The organism is Microcystis sp. BLCC-F209, from assembly GCF_041928595.1.
GTDB lineage: Bacteria > Cyanobacteriota > Cyanobacteriia > Cyanobacteriales > Microcystaceae > Microcystis.
Genome location: NZ_JBHFLL010000290.1, coordinates 28,728 through 48,129 on the forward strand (window position 1 = coordinate 28,728; position 19,402 = coordinate 48,129).

Sequence of the window (19,402 nt, forward strand, 5' to 3'; positions counted from 1 at the left end):
CTCAATCCCAGCTTTTGGGGGGTAGAACCCCCCAAACCCGGCAGCGCATTAGCTTTTCGGTGGGATGCTTACAGGCAGCTGCTGATATATCTGTGATAATTCAAGAATCACTGATAATTGCTGATTGTCGGTATTTCTGCAAATGTCAGATGCAGCCATAAAGTAGGATGAGGGCATCTCAGTGGACATTGGGGCTAAATGAGGTTATATTTTATCTAGAGAAGAACGTTTGTATGTCGCAACGATAATGAGTAATTCACTGCCAAAATATCTAGAGGAAATCACAGGCATTTATCAACAGGGTAACGCCACAGAACACAGTTATCGTCCTGCTTTAAAAAAATTAATTGAATCCCTAAATAATAACCTACAAGCTCTCAATGAACCCAAAAGGATTGCTTGTGGCGCTCCAGATTTTGTGATTAATCAGGGTATGGTAGAAATTGGCCATCTGGAAGCAAAAGATATCGGAACTTCTCTCAAAAAGGTTGAAAATACTCCCCAAATAAAACGTTATTTACAGGCTTTAGGTAATTTAATTATCACCGATCATTTAGAATTTCGTTGGTATGTATCGGGAGAATTGCGTCTATCAGCTGCCGTGGCAAGTCTTAATCAAAAAAAGCAAATTAAACCTGATTCCCAGGGTATTTTACAAGTAGAACAATTGTTCTGTCAATTTTTCCTCTCAAAAGTTATTCAGATAACAACACCGCGAGAATTAGCGAAAAAAATGGCCGCTTTAGCGCAGTTAATTCGAGATGCAATCGGCCAAGCTTTAAAAGATCAAGATTGCGGGGGAATGTTGCGGCAACAATTGCAATCTTTTCAACGAGTTTTAATTAGTGATCTCAATGAAGCGCAGTTCGCGGATATGTATGCACAAACAATCTGTTATGGTTTATTCGCAGCACGCTGTAATACGGATCAAATAAGTTCTTTTTCCAGGGAAACAGCAGCATTTCGCCTCCCGAAAACTAACCCTTTTTTGCGGGGAATTTTTCATCAAATTGCTGGTACAGAATTAGATGAGCGGATTACTTGGGCCGTGGATACTCTAGCGACTATTTTACAACAAACGGACATGGAGGGGATTCTGGGCAGCTTTGGAAAACGCACGCGCAAGCAGGATCCTGTGGTTCACTTTTATGAGACTTTTTTAGCCGAATACGATAGTAAAATGCGTGAGTCTAGGGGGGTTTATTATACCCCTGAACCCGTGGTTTCTTACATGGTTCGCAGTGTGGACTATATTCTAAAAAATAAGTTTCAGATTCCTAAAGGTTTGGCCGATGCCAAAAAAATTACGATTAAAAATCCTAATAATAGCCAAGAAACTCAGGAAGTTCACCAAGTTTTAATCCTCGATCCTGCTGTGGGAACTGGCACTTTTTTACACTCTGTTATCGACCATATCTATGATAGTTTTCGTCAACAGAAAGGGATGTGGTCTAGTTATGTCAGTAAACATTTATTACCCCGTCTCTTTGGGTTTGAATTACTGATGGCTCCCTACACCGTAGCACACATGAAATTAGGTTTACAACTTCAGGAATTAGGCTATGATTTTAGTGCCGATGAACGCTTGGGAATCTATCTCACCAACACCCTACAGGAAGCTTTTCAAATTCCCCCTGCTGATGGGTTTTTAAATCGCATTCGCGATGAAGCAGCCGCGGCAAAAGATGTTAAGCAAGAAATGCCAGTTATGGTTATTTTAGGCAATCCACCCTATTCTGCGGTTTCAGAGAATACTGATCCGTGGATTATAGATTTGGTCAGAGATTATTATCAATTAGATGGAAAACCATTAGGCGAGAGTAACTCTAAATTATTACTTGATGATTATGTAAAATTTATTCGTTTTGCTCAGTATCGATTGTCATCCACTGGTTACGGAGTTTTTGCATTTATAACTAATCACAGCTATTTAGATAATCTAACTTTTCGGGGAATGCGTCAAAGTTTATTAAAAACTTTTGATGATATTTATATTCTCGATTTACACGGCAATAGTAAGAAAAAAGAAATCTGTCCCGACGGTTCACTGGATCAAAATGTGTTTGATATTCAGCAAGGTGTAGCTATTGGTATTTTTATTAAATATCACAATAGTTCTTCAAATTTAGCTAAAGTTTATCATGCTGATTTATGGGGGAAAAGAGAGATAATTGAGAATCAAGTTATTGTCGGTGGTAAGTATCACTGGTTAGAGGAAAATGATCTTTATTCTACTTCTTGGCAGGAATTACAACCTGATTCTCCTTTTTATCTATTTAAACCTCAGAATATTAATCTGCGCTCGGAATACGATCAATTTTGGAAGATTACTGAAATTATGCCAGTTAATTCAACTGGAATTAAAACCCACCGAGATGAATTAGTTTTTGATATAGATATAGATAATTTAGAAAAACGTATCAATGATTTTAGAAACTTAGATATTTCTGAAATTGATTTTCAATCTATTTATGGAGAATATGATAGAAAAGATTGGAATCTAAGAGAAAAAAGGAAAACTCTTGCTAAAGATAACTATTGGAAAGAAAAAATAATCAATTGTTTATATCGTCCCTTTGACATCCGAAAATATTTTCAGCATCAGGAATTAGTAGATCGACCTAAGCAAGAAGTTATGAATAATATGATTGATGATAATTTAGGTTTGATTACAACTAGACAAGTTGCTGAATCTATTTTTAATCATGCCATTGCCACTGATTATGTAATTGATAATCGGGTAACTGTCAGCAATAAAGGTTCAGCTTATCTTTTCCCTCTTTACTTTTATCCAAGTGATCAACTAACTCTATTCGGTGAAATGCAAATAAAACGCCGTCCCAATCTAGCGCCTGAATTTATTAAGGAACTTTCGGCAAAACTTGAATTAGAATTTATCAGTGATGGCAAAGGAGACAAAAAGAAAACCTTTGGACCAGAAGACATTTTTAACTATATCTATGCTGTCTTTCACTCTCCCCAATATCGCCAACGTTACGCCGAATTTTTAAAAATAGACTTTCCTCGTGTTCCTCTCACCAGTAATCAAGAATTATTCTGGGAATTAGTCAAAAAAGGTGACAGATTAGTACATTTACACCTGATGAAAGCAACGGGAAAAGAAATTAGTAGCTATCCCGTGGCGGGTTCCAATCTAGTCGAACAGGTGAAATATGACGAAAATAAACAACAAATTTCGATTAATTCTGACCAGTATTTTGCGGGGATTCCGCCCCAAATTTGGAACTTTTATATCGGCGGTTATCAAGTGTGTCAGAAGTGGCTAAAAGACCGCAAAGGTCGCCACCTTAGCTATGATGACCTAGAACATTATCAACAAATTATCTCCATTTTGGGCGAATCGATCGCAATTATGGAAACTATAGATATAATTATCAATAAATATGGTGGTTTCCCCTTTAGTTAAGCCACCGGTGAGAGAAGATTAACTTAATTTTTGCCCACTGGCAAGAGTCCCTTTTCACCGATAAGTGGGTGGGTGGAATTAAATATAAGATGAACGTAGGTTGGGTTGAAGCATGAAACCCAACGCCTGCATGGGTTACGCTACCGCTAACCCATCCTACAAATAATTGTGCCTCCCTACTTAAATGATTCTCCACTCCCAAGGATGCTCTCTTATTCTTCGTGTCCTCTGTGTCTGGAGTGGTTCCTTCCACTCGCTTGCTGACAGGACTGTATCAACGAAAATAAACAACAAATTTTGCTATCCTGGAGGGTAGGGATAAAGTAAGTTTCCCGTTTCTTTTCTTAATTCCCTAATTTCAGTTTTTAACAATTCTCTGACTTCCTGCTCTGCTGATTCTCTGCTATAACCGAATATAAATTTAAGATTAGTGTCACAATCTCGAACGGGATAAATTTTCTCTTGAATACACTTAAATCCATAAATTTCAATATCTTTTAAAATTAATTGTTCTAAACACCATATTTTACCTTGAAGGTAGTCAGTAATCTGATTAGTTTCAGGAACATTTAAATTTTTCAAGCAGCGTTTATCTCCCGTGAGTAAATAGCTTAAATTATTTTGTTTATTCAAGTAGCTAACATAACTGATGAGAATAGCCTCACCTATATCTATTCCTTCGATTTTCTGTAATTGAATAAAATCCTCTTGATTGATATTATTGATTGATATTTTATCGCAGGTTTCAACCACAGATAAAGCGTATTCTAGGTTATATTTAACAGGGTTTTTCTTCCTTTTTTGTTGCGCTTGCCTTTTAAATTTATATTGAAATGTCTGAAGAATTTTAACTTGATTAATTTCAACTCCAAAGGTATTGAGGGTTTTCTCAAATAAGCCATAGGTGGACAATTTTAGGATAATGTCATTATCCAAACAATAAACAGAACCTATCAAGGTTAAACTCCTAACACCTTTTCTAGATACTCGTAGGTTTCGTCATCAAATTTATCCCAGTCTAACTGATTGGCCAAATATTCATTAATAATCTTATTGCCATTTGGGTTGGGTTCTAATAATTTTAAAGTAGCCATGGCTAAAGCAAAGTAGCGCCTGTTATGCCATCCATAGTTCAGAATAATTGCACATATATCAATATCCGGATGATGAGAGATAAAATGTTCTTGAACATATATACTGAATTTTTCAGTATTTGGGAATTTCCTATCCCCAAGGCAGTTATCACAATCACCTAGGAGTAATTCAGTGGCAAATTGATTAGCTTCTTTTTCTTCGCTATCATTATCAAATTTAATGTCTTCATCAACTAATACCCCATCTTTTAGATGTGCTAATGCTAAATGTCCTAATTCGTGCGCTAAGTCAAAAGCGAGTCTTGCCGACTGTTGATATTTTGAACTAAGAATAATTACAGGACAAGTGGAATACCATTGAATTAATCCAGCAAATTTCTTAGTTTTGTCAGGAAAATGATCAAAGTATCCCACCGCTATTCCCCGAGACCAACAATAATCTAAAAGAGAGGTCAAGTCAACCTTTGGCCAGTGACTTAAGATGTCTTCTCTGATGGTTTTAGCATCCTTAGATAAAGGGGTATAATTAACTTCAACCCCCAAGGAAATTAACTCAGCAAACCGACTCGCTAAAGCTTGTGCTAGATGGGGATGTTGGTTATTTTGGCTATTGTGCTGTTTAAATTTAGTATGAGGAGGTCGATTAAATTTGACCTTTTCTTGAGGGGTTAATAAGGATGAGAGGTCAAGATTGAGCTTTTTGGCGATATAACCTGCCCCTTCTAGGACTGCAACGGGTTTATCATTGAGTTCATCATCCCACCAACTGGGCAAGCCATTTTCTCGGACATAATCTTTTTTTAGTCCGATTTTTGAGAGTTTCCCGTAGAGGGCTGCCATGGTAAGGCTTTCTGTCATGGTTTCACCCTCCTTTGTCGGCAATACTAAGTTTTTTAAGGTTTTAGGGAATCAAAGTAGATCAGTATATTCTTATCTCTAAGATACCATCTCTAACTTAATTTTTGCCCACTGGCAAGAGTCCCTTTTCAGCGATAAATGACTCTCTACTCCCAACGAGAGTGATACAATTGTTAACACCACAGATCAAGAGCCAATCGAAGCGAGAGAATAAAAACTGCTATGTTAAAAGCCCTACTCGGAGATCCCAACGCCCGCAAAATTAAAAAATTTCAGCCCCTCGTCACCGAAATCAACCTGCTGGAAGAAGACATTAAAAACCTGTCCGATGAGGAATTAAGGAGCAAAACCAGCGAATTTAAGGAAAGATTGGACAAAGCGAGAAATTATGAGCAAAGAGAGGATATTCTCGAGGAAATCCTCCCCGAAGCTTTCGCCATTGTCCGGGAAGCGGGAATCCGAGTCTTAGGGATGCGTCACTTTGACGTGCAGTTATTGGGGGGAATGGTACTGCACAAAGGACAAATCGCCGAGATGAAAACCGGGGAAGGAAAAACCCTAGTTGCCACACTCCCCGCTTATTTGAATGGATTGACCGGAAAAGGGGTTCACGTCGTCACCGTCAACGATTATCTCGCCCGTCGTGACGCGGAGTGGATGGGGCAGGTACACCGCTTTTTAGGGTTAAGTGTGGGACTAATTCAAGCCGGCATGAGTCCGGAAGAAAGAAAGAAAAATTATGCCTGTGACATCACCTACACCACTAACAGCGAACTCGGCTTTGATTATCTGCGCGATAACATGGCTACAGTGATGGGGGAAGTTGTCCAAAGACCCTTTAACTACTGCGTTATCGACGAAGTGGACTCCATTCTTATCGATGAGGCCAGAACTCCATTAATTATATCAGGACAGATCGATCGACCCACAGAAAAATATATTCTCGCCGCCGAAATCGCCAAACAATTAGTGCGCCAAAAAGTAGAAGACGGACCGGGAGACTACGAAGTTAACGAAAAAGACCGTAACGTTTTAATGACCGATGAAGGCTTTAAAAGAGCGGAAGAACTATTAGGAGTTACCGATTTATACGACCAAGAAAATCCCTGGGCGCACTATATTTCTAACGCTATTCGTGCCAAAGAACTCCAGAAAAAAGACGTTAACTATATCGTCCGCAGTGGTGAAATTGTTATTGTTGATGAGTTCACGGGACGGGTATTACCGGGGCGACGTTGGGGCGATGGTTTACATCAGGCAGTGGAGGCTAAGGAAGGGGTAGAAATTCAACAGGAAACCCAAACCTTAGCCACGATTACCTATCAAAACTTTTTCCTACTCTATCCGAAATTATCTGGCATGACCGGGACGGCTAAAACCGAAGAAACGGAACTAGAAAAAGTCTATAACCTGCAAGTAACAATTATTCCCACTAACCGCGTTTCTCGCCGGCAAGATTTAGCCGATGTGGTCTATAAAAATGAACAGGCAAAATGGAACGCCGTCGCCGAAGAATGTCAACAAATGCACGAACAGGGTCGCCCGGTTTTAGTCGGTACCACCAGTGTGGAAAAATCGGAAGTGCTTTCGCTGTTATTACAGGAAAGAAAGATTCCCCATAACTTACTTAATGCCCGTCCAGAAAACGTGGAAAGGGAATCGGAAATCGTCGCCCAAGCAGGCCGGGCCGGGGCCGTAACTATTGCTACGAATATGGCGGGACGGGGAACCGATATCATCCTCGGTGGTAACTCCGACTATATGGCCCGATTGAAAATTCGCGAGTATTTAATGCCCAAATTAGTTATGCCCGAGGATGACAATCTGGCCTTTAGTTTACCCAGTTTAGGAGAACGCAATCGCCCGCAGGGATTCGCCCCGGGTAAGAAGAAAAAAAACTGGCGCGCCTCGGCGGAAATTTTTCCCACCGAGTTACCGAAAGAGGTAGAAAATGCCCTGAAAGAAGCGGTTAAATTTGCCGTTGATACCCACGGAACTCAAAGTTTACCGGAATTAGAAGTAGAAGAAAAAATCGCTATCGCAGCCGAAAAAGCCCCCACGGATGACCCAGTTATTCAAAAGTTACGCGAAGTCTATAAATTAATTCGCAAAAGTTATGAAGATTACACGGGTAAAGAACACGATGAGGTAGTAGAAAGAGGCGGACTGCACGTTATCGGGACGGAACGCCACGAATCCCGCCGTATTGACAACCAATTGCGAGGCCGGGCGGGCAGACAGGGCGACCCCGGTTCTACACGCTTCTTTTTAAGTCTAGAAGACAATTTATTGCGGATTTTTGGGGGCGACCGCGTGGCGGGTTTAATGGATGCCTTCCGGGTGGAAGAAGATATGCCCATTGAATCGGGAATGTTAACTCGTTCTCTGGAAGGAGCGCAAAGAAAAGTGGAAACCTTCTATTATGATGCCAGGAAACAGGTGTTTGAATACGACGAGGTGATGAATAATCAACGGCGCGCTATTTATGCCGAACGTCGTCGGGTTTTGGAGGGGATGGACCTAAAAGAACAGGTGCTGCAATACGCCGAAAAAACCATGGATGAAATCGTCATGGCTTATGTTAATCCCGAACTGCCGGCGGAAGAATGGGATTTGGAAAAACTGATTAGTAAATCTCAGGAATTCGTCTATCTATTGGCAGATATTACCGCTAAAGATGTCGAGGATATGAGTGTCAATGATATCAAGATGTTCCTACACGAAGAAGTTCGCAAAGCCTACGAAATTAAGGAACGTCAAGTGGATAATATTCGCGCCGGTTTAATGCGCGATGCCGAACGTTATTTTATCCTGCAACAAATCGATATGTTATGGCGCGAACACCTGCAAGCTATGGAAGCTTTACGGGAGTCGATTGGTTTACGCGGTTACGGTCAAAAAGACCCCCTAATTGAGTATAAACAGGAAGGTTACGAGATGTTTTTAGAAATGATGATTGATATCCGTCGCAATGTGGTTTATTCCATGTTCCAATTCCAACCGCAAGGACAACCCCAAGCAGTGGCTAGTGAACAGTAAAAATTAAAAGTTGGCTTAAATTGGGGAGAATTGGCTAAGGCTGATTCTCTCATTTTTTTCTACCGAGAAATCAGTCACCCACAATCCAGACTAGGACAAAAATTATCAGTCCGATTACTCCATAGGACAACAACGACCCCAAAAAATTGATGATTTGTATGGGAAAATGAATCAAAACTTGGTAAGTAAAATCCGTAACTGCCAGCAAGGCAGTGAAAAATATAGTCACAAGTGTTATCATAAGTAAGTAGGATAAAATTAACTTTTTGGTTAGGATAGGCAAAAGGCAAGAGGCAAAAGGCAAGAGGTGGTTAGATATGTGTAATTAATTGTGTTTAGTTAGTTCTTACCTAATATCTTCTCAATTTGATAGAATAAATGGCTATCCTTTGCGGGAATCGGCAGTGGATAGTCAGAAGTTAGGAGATTATCCCCAAGAAAATTCTACCGCAATTTGGGTGCATCTCACATTTGCAGAAACACCGACAATGAGGACTGCTCTATGAATATTCGTATTGGTAACGGCTACGATATCCACCGATTGGTAACAGGAAGACCTTTAATTTTGGGAGGAGTAGAAATTGCCCATACTGTGGGTTTATTGGGTCACAGTGATGCCGATGTCTTAACCCACGCTATTATGGATGCCATGCTGGGTGCGCTTAGTTTAGGCGATATCGGTCATTATTTTCCCCCCACAGACCCACAATGGCAAGGGGCGAATAGTTTAAAATTATTAGAACAAGTTAATCAATTAATTATCGATAAAGGTTGGCAGATTAATAATATTGATTCGGTAATTGTCGCCGAAAAACCGAAAATGAAACCTCACCTCAGTGCGATGCGAGCCAAATTAGCAGAAACTCTCAAGATTAATCCTGACCAGGTGGGAATTAAAGCCACTACTAACGAACAATTGGGACCGGTGGGACGAGAAGAAGGTATCGCAGTTTATGCCGTGGTTTTATTGGTTAAGGAATAAGTAATTAGTAAAAATTTGCTGAGATTAAGTATGCCAAACCTATGAATATAGACACAAAAATCTTAGAAACTGTCGAAGCAATGCCAGAGTTATTAAAAATAGAACTGCTTCACTATGCTGAATATTTGATGGCCAATTATCAATCAGATGTTATTATAGAGAAACCTTCTCCTAGAAAACGTCGTTCAGGAATTTTGCAAGGTACATTTACCTTACCTTTGTCCGATGATTTTGATGAGTCTTTGGAAGATTTTCAGGAATATATGTGATGACATCTTTTCTTCTGGACACCCATACTTTCATCTGGTTAACTGAAAACGATTCTAACTTGCCTAATAATCTTCGGGAGGAAATTGATTTTGCTCCTGAAGTTTATGTCAGTATTGTTAGTCTCTGAGAAATCGCGATTAAGTTAAATTTAGGTAAGTTAGCCCTACAAAAAAGTTATGAAACCATTGAAACTAAACTAGAAGCATCAGATATAACCTTACTGTCTATATCATTTTCTGATACTCTAAAAATTTGTACTTTACCCTTGCATCACCGTGATCCATTTGATAGAATGCTAATTGCTCAGTCTCTAAACAGATCACTAATTCTAATTAGTAAAGATACTAAATTTGATGCTTATAATGTACCAAGAAAATGGACATAATACCCCGTCCGGCTCAATTCTATTCAAGATGAGAGCAAGATAAATTTCCTCATTACCCATAGATTTCTAACATTCATTCCTAAATTCTCTCTATGACTGCCATTATCCAACAAATAAAAGAACGTTTTTCCCAATCCCTAGTTAAATCCTTTGGGGAAAACTTCGCCGCTACCGATCCCCTAATTGTGGCCGCTAGTAACCCCCGTTTTGGCGATTATCAATGTAATATTTCCCTCTCTTTAGCCAAAGAATTAAAACAAAAACCCCGGGAAGTGGCGACAACTTTACTAAAAAATCTAGAGATAGATGATCTCTGTCAACCCCCCGAAATTGCCGGACCCGGTTTTATCAATCTTACCCTTAAACCCAGTTATCTAGAAACCCAATTAAAAGACCTAATTACTGACAACCGTTTAGGAGTTGCCGCTGCTAACCCCAGTCAAAAAATTATTGTCGATTTTTCCAGTCCCAATATTGCCAAAGAAATGCACGTCGGTCACTTGCGATCGACTATAATCGGTGATTGTATTGCTCGGATTTTGGAATTTCGTCATCATCAAGTAATTCGTCTTAATCACGTCGGGGATTGGGGGACTCAATTCGGGATGTTAATCACCTATCTACAAGAAGCTTATCCTAGTGCTTTAACCCAAGCAGATGCTCTGGATTTAGGGGATTTAGTTAGCTTTTATAAAAAGGCCAAAATTCGTTTTGATGAAGACGAAAACTTTAAAGAAACTGCCCGCCAAGCCGTAGTAAAATTACAGTCGGGTGATCCTCAAAGTCGTCAAGCATGGCAGTTACTTTGTCAACAATCACGACGGGAATTTCAGAAAATCTATGATATTCTCGATATAAAACTAACCGAAAGGGGTGAATCTTTTTATAATCCCTACCTTGAGACAGTAATCAGAGAATTAGAGCAACAGGGATTGCTAACAGAAGACAACGGCGCTTTATGCGTCTTTCTCGATGGTTTTACCAACAAAGAGGGGTATCCTCTGCCCCTAATTGTCAAGAAATCCGACGGCGGTTATAATTACGCTACCACCGATTTAGCAGCAATTTGTTATCGAGTGCGTCAAGATAAAGCCGAAAGAATAATTTATGTTACCGATGCTGGACAAGCTAACCATTTTGCCCAAGTATTTCAGGTGGCTAAAAAAGCGGGATTTTTACCCGATAATGTGGCAGTGGTTCACGTCGCTTTTGGATTAGTTTTAGGGGAAGATGGTAAAAAATTAAAAACTCGTTCCGGGGAGACAGTAAAATTACAAGAATTACTCGATCAAGCGATCGCCTGTTCCCTAGCTGACTTAGAAAAAAGACTGACAAGCGAGGAAAGAGAAGAAACCAGCGATTTTATGGCTAAGACTGCCGAAACTGTCGGATTAAGTGCCGTTAAATACGCCGATCTCAGCCAAAATCGCAATAGTAACTACGTTTTCAGTTACGACAAAATGCTCAATCTGCAAGGCAACACCGCCCCCTATATGCTGTACGCTTACGCTAGGGTTCAGAGTATCAGTCGCGAAGGTGGTATTAATTTTCAGGATTTAAGTGCCAATTCACCGCTAATTCTCAAGGATGAAAGCGAATTAATTCTGGCTAAACAATTACTGCAACTGCCGGAAGTAATTAGTGCCGTGGAAGAAGATTTATTACCCAATCGTTTATGTGATTATCTTTATGAACTCAGTAAAAAGTATAATCGTTTTTATGAGAATTGTCCCGTTCTGAAAGCAGCAGAACCGATTAAAACCTCTCGTTTAGTTTTGTGTGATTTAACGGCAAGAACCCTAAAATTAGGCTTATATCTCCTGGGAATTCCCGTTTTGGAAAGAATGTAAATCAGTTATCAGTTATCAGTTATCAGTTATCAGTTATCAGTTATCAGTTCACAGCAAAAAACTCCTGGCTCTTCTAGGTTCTGTGTGATAAGTTTAACTTACACTATGATCGATCAATCTTTGTGTCCTTTGTGTCTTTGTGGTTCCTTCCACTCGGTCTCGCGTAGCGAGCGCGTTGCGACCGCCAGCAGGACTGTATCTTAGAATACATTTTGCCCACCAAACCTAAGAGAGCCAACTACCCAATTCATAATTGATAATTCATAATTGATAATTCCCACACCCCACCCCTTGCATTGCGTATCTTTGACAAAACTGGGTGCCATTTTATACCCAGAAAAAGTGTACTATGCTGACGTGAAAAAACCTGACTTTTTGCTAACCTAGAAATAGCTCTAATCAGAGCCAATATCTTTGGGGGAAGCTTAGAGATTAATCTAGTTAAACTCACTGGTGACGTTATCTTATTGTCGTCTGTTGCCTATTAGCTTTCAGGTGATAACTCGGAGATGGAAAGTTAGTACAAATGTTCAAGTTTCCTCGCCGCAGCCCCAGCGTTCCCGTGCAGTCTTAACGGGTAATTTTATCCCAGAGATGTTATCGTTAAAGCGGTCAAATGTCCGAAAGTCCTAGAGGATTTTAGGCAAAGAGCATTTGCCCTCCCGTAGTCTCAGATAGAACCTTATGAGTCAATCAATTGAAGATAAAGCTATGGCCGATGCTGATGTATCAGATTATACCACAAATAAAATAATTGTGTCTAATTGGATCGCCCCTTGGTCGAAAGGCAATCGGAAAAATCCGTCACCGCAACCAAAATGGGATTTATGGCAACCCCTGCGGCAACGAATCGATCGCCTAGAGATTAATACACCCGCACTAGCTCATCGAATTTGTCGTCTAATTCCGGCTCAATGTCCCTTTGCGCGGAAAATTACCCTATTTAGCTGGAAAATTCTAGAGATTCCGCCCCTTTGCAAGCTAAATCCCCTCTACGAAAACCTGATGATGTTAAGATTTCGCGCTCTTTCTTACCTTGCCGATGAATGTGGAGAGGATATCGGTGCTTACTGCTAAAATGGGTGAGTGTCTTTAATCGCCACACCTATGGCCATCATTGCCCTGAAAGCTTGGTATCTGGACCAATACGAACCTATCCGCGAGGTTGTCAAACGTCCCCACGACTTGCGCTTAAGTCGCAATAGTCTCTTAAAATCGGGTTTAAGAGCCGATTTTCTCGATGATAGTCTGACAATACAGGGTTCTGTCTGGTTCCAACGCTATCTAGAAGGGGAAAGGGTGGAATTTTACCTCGAAGGTAGTGGCGGTTACGTCATCTCGAATATTGACCTGATTTCCCAAGAAATTTATTTTACTAAACAGGACCTCAGCGCTTGGTTGGATCCCGTCATTTATTTTAGCTCCCAAAGCCAATTTAAGGACTCTAGCACCGCTTTAAAAACAGTTTTGACCGAAACCGTCGAAAATCTCAATAAACGCTCCCGTTTGCCCTTAAAAATCGAAGAAACGCCCCGAACTGAGGGCAATGTCACCAGATTGAGTGATAGTCAATTACGCCAAATTCGCAAAAGTTTATTATTTATTGCCGATGCTACGGCGATTAGCCAAAAGGAAACGGAATTACTGCCTAGTCCCCTAGTGGGTGTAGAATTAGGTTATGCGATCGCTTGTAAACAGGGCGGACAAATTCTGCTAACCTATCAAAATCGGGCGGAATTAAAGGGTAAACTAGCTTTTGACCTGCCAAGCTACCAAAAATTAATTTTCTCGGATCTGAGCGAATTGCGTCTCACTTTTCCGCCTTTAATGGCAACTTTATTACAAAAATTCCATCTGATTAGTTAAAAAAATGAGTAGAAAAGCTGACGAGTACGCTGTACATTTGTTCTTAAGCAGTGGACATCGCGAGGAAGTCCGTTTTTTGACCATCCAAGAATTTCAAAAGTGGTACAGTAACGAATTAATTCCGAAAGCCGATTCCCTCGATTTTATCAATGTTCCGATCAGAAATATCCAAGGGGAATATATGGTTTTACGTCCGGCTAGTATCGTTGCTATTCGTGTGGAACCCGTCTTTTTTGGCAGTGTGGAAAGAATCTAATTTGTCGTTATCGCTAAAAAAGATAGTTAGATAGGGAGAATTTTAGAGATTATTGATAATTCTCTCAATGTCAGCTTGGATTTGATTGCTGACTTTGCCTTGCCAGCGTTCTTTTAATTCCCTTAATCCCACTTCTGCGTATTGACAGATCTTATCTAAAACTTCTTTACCGTCGCTGGGTTGAGGATAGGAATTCTTTTTACAGATAATATAAATTCCCGCGGTTAAAGCTAAAATAACTTCTGGCTCGATTTGGCTAATAGTAATTAAATCCTGTCGATTGCTCAAAGTGGTTCCGTAGATACTGAAGTCTTGTTTAATGGCAAAAGCAGCGGCGAATAAATAAGCATCTACCATGCGCTCAAAGGTTTTATTATCTTTTAGTACCTGTAGATAATTTCTGGAAGTTTCTGAGGCATAAATCTTCAAACTGGGATCGATTCTCTGCATTAGTAACTCTCCATCACTTCAATCACGGAAGCATCTTCATCGGCAGCCAAACGGTGTATTTTGAACATATCAGTAGTATAGGGGAGCAGCAGATTTAAAAGTCGATCGGGAAGATCGCGATCGGTGGCTAAAATAATTACTTGGGAGTTTAAATTAGGGAGGGAATTAATAATATTTTTTTGATGTTCTTTGTCTAAATGGCCGAAAGGTGTATCCATAATTAGGGGTACACAAGTATCGGTTATTTGATTTAAACCAGTGATAAAAGCAAAGGCTAAAGCTTCCTTTTCTCCGGCACTTAAGACATCGGGATTTAATAATTTTCCCGTGATGGTACGGATTCCTAAAGTGTATTCGGGAGTGATTTCTACTCCTCTATATTCCTCTGGTTTATTGGTTACTTGTAAATAGCGATCGCTGGTTACTTGATTAATCATTTTTTGGGAATTATCGATATGCCATTCGATTAATTCGTTAGTGGCATTTTTTAAACCTCTGGCCATTTTAACCTGATTAGATAACATCGAGGTGGTTTGATTTTCACTAGCTAAAATTTCCACTTCTTTGCGTAAATTTTCTAATTGCTTTTCTTTGATTTCGATTTCCTTTTGCAAGCGTTCGATCTTTTCTTCAATCTCCTTAACTTTTCCTTCCGATTCGATAACTTTTCGCCAAATCTCCCTCACCGAGTCTTGATTTATTCCTGTGCTTTCCCGTTTTAGCTGTCTAATATGTTGATTAATTTCTTCAATTTCTTCTTCTAAACGATCTCTTTGTAAAAACCATTGACTATAATTACTAAATTTGGCATTATCTCGGATAATTCCCTGTAAATCAATTCTAATTTGCTCTTTTTCTATTCTGGTGACGTTGTCCACTTCTAAGGACTCTAGTTCGGCAATTTTTTCAAGGATAAAATCACGAGAATTTTTATCTAAACAACGACCACATAGACAGCTTTTATCCTCAAGTATTGCTTTTAAAACTGCTGTAGAATTAGTTTTAGAAGTGCTTTTTAAGCTAGTAACTTGTAAATCGTCAGCCATTTCCTGCACAAAGTTAATCAGCAAAGGTATCGCAGCTTTTTTTAACCAAGAATCGATAGACTTTTGTAGGTTATTTAACTGAGATTGCCAATCAATACGCTTGTTCTCTAAATCATGAATTTCCTCCAATTTTTCTTGTAAACTTTCAATCTGAGCAGCTTTTTCTTGAGCATCCTGATGAATAACTACAGCATTTTTTTCGTTATCTTTGGCATTTTTAAGCTGACCTTTTTTAAGGTCAATATCTTCTTCTAATTCTCCCAATTGTTGCAGCTTATCTCTAAAATCATGACTGGTTCCCTCTGCTTTATTTAAACGTTTTTCTAATTCTTGTAAGGCTTTTTCTGTATCATCGCGCAGGTTTCTTAATTCAGGGATACCCAAAACTTTTTCAATTGCTTCTTTTGCTTCTTTAGTTTGAGTTATCTGGGTATATTGTTCGATTTTTGAGCCATCAAAACAGAAAAAATCTCGAATAGATTTAGGAAGCAATGCTTCGATATATTCCCTAGAGTTACTTCTCATGGTTCCATCTTCATAAAATAATGCTTCCTCTACGCTAGGATAGGAACTGCTACCATTAAATTTTAGTTTCGCTGTGCGACTGATAAAGTAATTTTTCTCGTTTTTAGTAAAATTTAATTCTACCCGCATTTCTTTTTCTTCTGCTGATGAAGAATCATCCTTACCTCGATAAAAATAGGTTTTCAGAGTCTCTTTAGATACAATATCTACCCCATAGAGACACCATAAAATCCCTGTCATCAGAGAAGTTTTACCGTGGCCATTATTACCGAAGATAATCTGAATTTTTCTGTCGGGATGCAGGTTAAAAGTAATATTTTGACTAGGATAACATTTCCAATTAGTTAAGCGAATTTGTTTCAGTCTCAAAGTCATAATAACTCTTGTAAAAATCAAAAATTTTGTGGTTGGGTAGGATTCAGTAACCAGTAGTCAGTAATCAGGAGAATTAAGAATGAATAATAATCCAATTAAATGGTTTATTTAGAGATTTTATGCAACTTGATATTTATTTTTGTCGTTTTTAAACTAAGTGGGTGGGTGGCATTAAATATAAGATGAACGTAGGTTGGTTTGAAGCATGAAAACCAACGCCTGATCATCTTACGCTACCGCTAACCCATCCTACAAATAATTGTGCCTCCCTACTTACCAAAAATAAATTATGCAAGAGAGCTATAAAATTTATGATTGTGGGGAGTCGGTATATTTTTCGATAAGTTCGATAATTTTAGGTGACAGCCGCCGATTTTTTAGAGCAAATTTTTCCACTTCTAAAGCCATGGCTTCTTTGAGCAGTTGAGGAGGTATATCATATTTTTGTGCCAGATCTTTAATTTTAGCAGTGATGTCCATGGATTTTCTGGGGGTTAGGGGTTGGGGAGTGGAGATTGTCAAGTCTTAATTCTTATTTGCCAAGAGATACCTTGATGAGGATAAATTTTATAACAGATATGAGTAGGTGAGGCCATAGTAAGTTATAGCCTTTGTCATCAACAGGAAGTATAACCTAATTTGGTATTGACGACTGACTACCCAAAAGGAAAACTACGTACTTCATCATTAAGATAACTGCTATAAGCTAATCTACTCTCAACCCTATACAAAAACACCATAAAAGCTAAAATAGATAGCTGACAGTGATCCTAATCACAATATCAATATAGACTAAACCGCCTTGTATTACCGTCTTCTTCTTGATTTTAACAACCTAGAAAACGGGTTAATTACCTTAACACCCGAACAAAGTCATTATCTTAAAAAAGTTGTTCGTTTAAAATCCCATGAACGTTTTATTGCCCTCAATGGACAAGGACAAGCGTGGTTAGCAGAAATAATTGATAATTCGGCCCATCTTTTAGAAGCGATAAACGAAACTAGCGAACTACCAGTACAAGTGAATTTAATGGTAGCAATTCCCAAAAATGGCTTTGATGATATCGTCCGCGCTGCCACCGAATTAGGAGTTTATCGGATTATCCCGCTGCTGACAGAACGGGGTTTAGTCAATCCTAGTCCTCAAAAAATCGACCGTTGGCGAAAAATTGCCCGGGAAGCTGTAGAACAATCAGAAAGACAGATTATTCCCATTATCGAAGAACCACAATCATTTTTAGCCATCCTTAAGCGGGGAGCTAACCCACAGACAACTTGTTATATTGGTGTTACCCGTAGAACAGTGGCCCCGCTACTTTCTCAATTGCAAACATCAACCGAGATAACCATGGCCATCGGACCGGAAGGGGGATGGACGGAGGCAGAAATAGAACAAGCGCTCGCCGCTGATTTTCTACCTGTATCATTGGGAAAACGCATTTTGAGAACAATTACCGCTCCCTTAGTGGCTCTTGCTATCATTAACGCCTATTTAGACAGCTAATTGACTAGAGTTTCTATGACCAAGACCAGCAATCCAGATAACTGGAATCATTTCGCTTCTTACCTAAAGCAAGAACTAGCAGCGGTTTCCCTGTGGCCAGATTTTCCACCTTTTGCCGAAACCACCCTGGTCAATCCCCATTAAAGACACCTACTGGGACACCGCCTTGCAACCCTATAGCACCCTCGTCCTCCTCGAAAAAACGCCCCCTACCACAACTTTATGACCCCTAGTAGCCCTTCTAACCTCTCTTTTGACTGGTTAAACCCCTCCCCCCGGCAAGACAGCGATTTACTGGCACAAATCGGCTTTATCCCCGGTTTGAAAGAATTTCTCACCCTGCGACAGGTTCACGCCTTGGAACACGCCACCGTCTGGGTATTAAGCGAAATGGCTGCCCGTCGTCAATCACCCTTTGACCATTCCCCTGCGGATAACGAGGCCCTGGGGGGACTGTCCACCGATAGGGGTTTTTATCTCTACGGACAGGTTAATACAAATGAACTGCAAATGGCGGCCAAACAGGCTCTTCATCGTCTCAAAAATGGCGAGGGGCAATTGGCACTACATCCGCGTTGTGGCACCAATTTATCGGTAACTTTAGCCTTAACCGCCGGCTTAGTCTTAGGAACTCATCTTATCTTCCCCAGAGGTCCGATTTCTCAGTTATTAGGCTTAGGTTTAGCCACTGCAGCCGCTTTTCAAATCGGGCCAGATGTGGGAATGTCGGCCCAAAAATACCTGACTACGGCCATTCCCTTTAACTTAACAATCGTTAATATTGCCCCAAAGGCAGACCTATGGGGACGTTCGGGGCATTTCGTCCAAACAGAGTGGCAAGATTTGCAATAAAACTTAAAGTAAAAACCCTTTCGGCAAATTCGCTCTGATTGTAACCTGTTAACTAAACCCTTAAAAAAAAACAACAGCTATGCCTGGAATCGAACGCGGAGCCGAAGTTAGAGTCAAACGGAAAGAGTCTTACTGGTACAACGATGTAGGAACCGTAGCCAGTGTTGATAAAAGTGGTATCCTCTATCCCGTTATCGTCCGTTTTAACACTGTTAACTACCACGGTTTTAGTGGTAGCGCCGGTGGACTGAATACCAATAACTTCGCTGAAAGTGAATTGGAACTCGTTAAGGCTGCCCCCGCTAAGAAATAAAGCTGACTAAAATTCAGCCTATCATCACCGACTGACTGACAGGAATTCTCTCTTGTTGGTCGGTTTTTTTATAGCTGTCAGTTATCAGTTATCAGTTATCAGTTATCAGTTATCAGTTATCAGTAATCAGTTATCAGTAATCAGTTAGGTTCTTCGGTTTGTGTTATGTCTGAACTTTCCCCATACATATATACTACAATAGCCGAAAACCCTTATCCATCAATGGATGCACCCGCTTAACTTTTCTTAATGTACCCATGTAATTTGTAACATTTCTTAATGGACAAGAATTCTCTCCATTTGCTAAAAT

The 19,402-nt window shown here is 39.8% G+C and carries 17 protein-coding genes and 1 pseudogene; 13 read left to right on the forward strand and 5 right to left on the reverse strand.

Annotated features, from left to right (window positions below; translation table 11 throughout):
- Positions 1–247 precede the first annotated feature (247 nt).
- Entirely contained in the window at positions 248–3,427 is a 3,180-nt protein-coding gene (locus tag ACE1AQ_RS18605) for a type ISP restriction/modification enzyme (RefSeq protein ID WP_374808978.1), read from the forward strand.
- 300 nt (positions 3,428–3,727) lie between these two features.
- Here the strand turns inward: ACE1AQ_RS18605 and ACE1AQ_RS18610 are convergent, their stop codons facing one another.
- Together ACE1AQ_RS18610 and ACE1AQ_RS18615 are read right to left on the reverse strand one after the other, a co-directional pair.
- Positions 3,728–4,384: a hypothetical protein gene (locus tag ACE1AQ_RS18610; RefSeq protein WP_110544979.1), complete on the reverse strand. Its 657-nt coding sequence runs from the start codon at positions 4,382–4,384 to the stop codon at positions 3,728–3,730.
- A gap of 2 nt (positions 4,385–4,386) precedes the next feature.
- Positions 4,387–5,379 carry an ImmA/IrrE family metallo-endopeptidase gene (locus ACE1AQ_RS18615; RefSeq protein ID WP_110544977.1) on the reverse strand — a complete coding sequence of 331 codons (993 nt, stop codon included), beginning with the start codon at positions 5,377–5,379 and terminating at the stop codon, positions 4,387–4,389.
- A 222-nt stretch (positions 5,380–5,601) separates the two neighbouring features.
- Here ACE1AQ_RS18615 and secA point away from each other — a divergent pair, with 222 nt between their 5' ends.
- From secA to ACE1AQ_RS18655, 8 genes and pseudogenes are all read left to right on the forward strand, one after another.
- Positions 5,602–8,418, forward strand: coding sequence for a preprotein translocase subunit SecA (secA, locus tag ACE1AQ_RS18620; RefSeq protein ID WP_110544975.1), 2,817 nt, complete (start codon positions 5,602–5,604; stop codon positions 8,416–8,418).
- Positions 8,419–8,920: 502 nt separating this feature from the next.
- The gene (gene ispF, locus ACE1AQ_RS18625; RefSeq protein ID WP_110544973.1) at positions 8,921–9,400 is read left to right on the forward strand and encodes a 2-C-methyl-D-erythritol 2,4-cyclodiphosphate synthase; all 480 of its coding nucleotides are present in this window, start codon (positions 8,921–8,923) and stop codon (positions 9,398–9,400) included.
- 41 nt (positions 9,401–9,441) lie between these two features.
- Positions 9,442–9,669, forward strand: a complete 228-nt coding sequence (locus tag ACE1AQ_RS18630; RefSeq protein WP_008200865.1) for a DUF2281 domain-containing protein — start codon at positions 9,442–9,444, stop codon at positions 9,667–9,669.
- A pseudogene (locus ACE1AQ_RS18635) lies at positions 9,669–10,055 on the forward strand (type II toxin-antitoxin system VapC family toxin). Before ACE1AQ_RS18630 ends, ACE1AQ_RS18635 begins: the two are co-directional and overlap by 1 nt.
- Positions 10,056–10,147: 92 nt before the next feature.
- Positions 10,148–11,905 (forward strand): arginine--tRNA ligase, encoded by a 1,758-nt coding sequence (gene argS, locus ACE1AQ_RS18640; RefSeq protein ID WP_106908239.1) that lies wholly within the window; start codon positions 10,148–10,150, stop codon positions 11,903–11,905.
- A gap of 684 nt (positions 11,906–12,589) precedes the next feature.
- Positions 12,590–12,982 carry a Mo-dependent nitrogenase C-terminal domain-containing protein gene (locus tag ACE1AQ_RS18645; RefSeq protein ID WP_008200859.1) on the forward strand — a complete coding sequence of 131 codons (393 nt, stop codon included), beginning with the start codon at positions 12,590–12,592 and terminating at the stop codon, positions 12,980–12,982.
- A 30-nt stretch (positions 12,983–13,012) separates the two neighbouring features.
- On the forward strand, positions 13,013–13,771 hold the full coding sequence (locus ACE1AQ_RS18650) for a hypothetical protein (RefSeq protein WP_008200857.1): 759 nt from the start codon (positions 13,013–13,015) through the stop codon (positions 13,769–13,771).
- 4 nt (positions 13,772–13,775) lie between these two features.
- Positions 13,776–14,027 carry a hypothetical protein gene (locus ACE1AQ_RS18655; RefSeq protein WP_008200855.1) on the forward strand — a complete coding sequence of 84 codons (252 nt, stop codon included), beginning with the start codon at positions 13,776–13,778 and terminating at the stop codon, positions 14,025–14,027.
- A 42-nt stretch (positions 14,028–14,069) separates the two neighbouring features.
- On the opposite strand, the gene ACE1AQ_RS18660 is transcribed toward ACE1AQ_RS18655, so the two are convergent.
- From ACE1AQ_RS18660 to ACE1AQ_RS18670, 3 genes are all read right to left on the reverse strand, one after another.
- Positions 14,070–14,477 (reverse strand): hypothetical protein, encoded by a 408-nt coding sequence (locus tag ACE1AQ_RS18660; RefSeq protein ID WP_008200854.1) that lies wholly within the window; start codon positions 14,475–14,477, stop codon positions 14,070–14,072.
- Positions 14,477–16,423 carry an AAA family ATPase gene (locus ACE1AQ_RS18665; RefSeq protein ID WP_008200852.1) on the reverse strand — a complete coding sequence of 649 codons (1,947 nt, stop codon included), beginning with the start codon at positions 16,421–16,423 and terminating at the stop codon, positions 14,477–14,479. The genes ACE1AQ_RS18660 and ACE1AQ_RS18665 overlap by 1 nt, the downstream gene beginning before the upstream one ends.
- 309 nt (positions 16,424–16,732) lie before the next feature.
- Positions 16,733–16,903, reverse strand: coding sequence for a hypothetical protein (locus ACE1AQ_RS18670; RefSeq protein ID WP_008200850.1), 171 nt, complete (start codon positions 16,901–16,903; stop codon positions 16,733–16,735).
- 322 nt (positions 16,904–17,225) lie between these two features.
- Between ACE1AQ_RS18670 and ACE1AQ_RS18675 the strand changes: the two genes are divergently transcribed.
- The 4 genes from ACE1AQ_RS18675 (at position 17,226) to ACE1AQ_RS18690 (ending at position 19,092) form a co-directional block, all read left to right on the forward strand.
- Positions 17,226–17,927 (forward strand): 16S rRNA (uracil(1498)-N(3))-methyltransferase, encoded by a 702-nt coding sequence (locus tag ACE1AQ_RS18675; protein WP_008200848.1) that lies wholly within the window; start codon positions 17,226–17,228, stop codon positions 17,925–17,927.
- A gap of 15 nt (positions 17,928–17,942) precedes the next feature.
- On the forward strand, positions 17,943–18,071 hold the full coding sequence (locus ACE1AQ_RS18680; protein ID WP_255348753.1) for a hypothetical protein: 129 nt from the start codon (positions 17,943–17,945) through the stop codon (positions 18,069–18,071).
- A gap of 78 nt (positions 18,072–18,149) precedes the next feature.
- Positions 18,150–18,779, forward strand: a complete 630-nt coding sequence (locus ACE1AQ_RS18685; RefSeq protein ID WP_008200845.1) for a DUF6391 domain-containing protein — start codon at positions 18,150–18,152, stop codon at positions 18,777–18,779.
- 79 nt (positions 18,780–18,858) lie between these two features.
- Positions 18,859–19,092, forward strand: a complete 234-nt coding sequence (locus ACE1AQ_RS18690; RefSeq protein ID WP_002800416.1) for a photosystem I reaction center subunit IV — start codon at positions 18,859–18,861, stop codon at positions 19,090–19,092.
- Positions 19,093–19,402 lie beyond the last annotated feature (310 nt).